We start from the raw sequence: 1,187 nt of genomic DNA, 5'->3' as shown, positions 1-1,187 counted from the left end.
CCCCGGGCACGAACGCCGCCGCCGTGTTTCGGGTCCTCTCACCAGCCGCGCCGGTGGTTACACTCCGCTGGGTAGGTAACTACGCTCAGGCAGTGCTCGCCCGCTCGGGCGAGCTGACGGAGCGATCCACGCCGGGTAGCGGTATGAGTAGTTGTGGGGGAATACCGAATGGCCGACCTGCCACACCCGCTCGCCGCGTTCATCGTCGCCGAGATTCGCCGCGCCCGAGGGGCCGGCGGGATGACCCAGGATTCCTTCGGCCGGGGCGCGGGCTTCAGCGCCTCACACGTCAGCGCCGTCGAGAGTGAGACGCGGGCGCTGACGATGGACTTCATCAAGGGCGCCGACCGGGCGTTCAAGAACGGCGGCCTGTTCGAGCGCATGGTCGCGAAGCTGGGGGCACCATCCTGGTTCCTGCCGTGGCTGGACGCCGAACGTGTCGCGACTCAACTCCGGTCCTGGCAACCGTCCCTGATTCCCGGCCTGCTGCAGACCGAGTACTACGCCCGAGCGGTCATTCGCTGTGACGACATGCTCAGCGATGAGGAAGTTAACAAGCGGCTCTCGGCTCGGCTCGACCGGCAGTCGATCCTCACTCAGCCGAAGGCACCGCAATTCGTTGCGGTCATCGGGGAGGAGGTGCTGCGGCGGGCGGGCGAGGAATTTCGGGCGGTCATGGTCGGGCAGATCACGCACTTGTTGACCTTGGCTGAACGCCCGAACATCAGTGTTCACATCGTGCCGTGTGACGTGAGCATGCACGCCGGGCTGACCGGCCCGTTCATCCTGGCCCGGGCCGCCGATGGCAACTGGGTCGGCCAGTTGGAGAACCAGCTTGGCGGGGCGGTCATCGACAACGACGATGACGTGGCTACGCTTCTGTCGAAGTGGGAGACCATACGGAACGAGGCCCTACCTCGGCGGCAGTCAACTGACTTGATGAAGGAAGTGGTGACGTCATGGACCTGATCGACGCTACGTGGCGCAAGTCCACTCGCAGCGGCTCCAGCGGTGGCGACTGTGTAGAGGTCGCGGACAATCTCCCCGGTATTGTCGGCGTGCGGGACTCGAAGGACCCGGAGGGGCCGGCGCTGGTCTTCGAGCCGATGGCCTGGCAGGCGTTCGTCGCCGAGGTCGCCCACCGGTCATAGCCTCACCAGACGCCGAAGCGCCCGTCCCCAGCCGAG

General features: G+C 66.3%; 2 protein-coding genes. Both read left to right on the top strand.

Going from position 1 to position 1,187, the window contains the following annotated elements; translation table 11 throughout:
• Nucleotides 1–168: 168 nt before the first annotated feature.
• The gene (locus tag AB0B48_RS33175; protein WP_357208618.1) at nucleotides 169–969 is read left to right on the top strand and encodes a helix-turn-helix transcriptional regulator; all 801 of its coding nucleotides are present in this window, start codon (nucleotides 169–171) and stop codon (nucleotides 967–969) included.
• The gene (locus AB0B48_RS33170; RefSeq protein WP_357208616.1) at nucleotides 960–1,151 is read left to right on the top strand and encodes a DUF397 domain-containing protein; all 192 of its coding nucleotides are present in this window, start codon (nucleotides 960–962) and stop codon (nucleotides 1,149–1,151) included. The genes AB0B48_RS33175 and AB0B48_RS33170 overlap by 10 nt, the downstream gene beginning before the upstream one ends.
• Nucleotides 1,152–1,187 lie beyond the last annotated feature (36 nt).

Origin of the sequence: Micromonospora sp. NPDC049089, assembly GCF_040648775.1 — a bacterium.
GTDB lineage: Bacteria > Actinomycetota > Actinomycetes > Mycobacteriales > Micromonosporaceae > Micromonospora.
The sequence above is the reverse complement of the archived record's forward strand: the minus strand, read 5'-3'. Positions and strand labels throughout refer to the sequence as shown.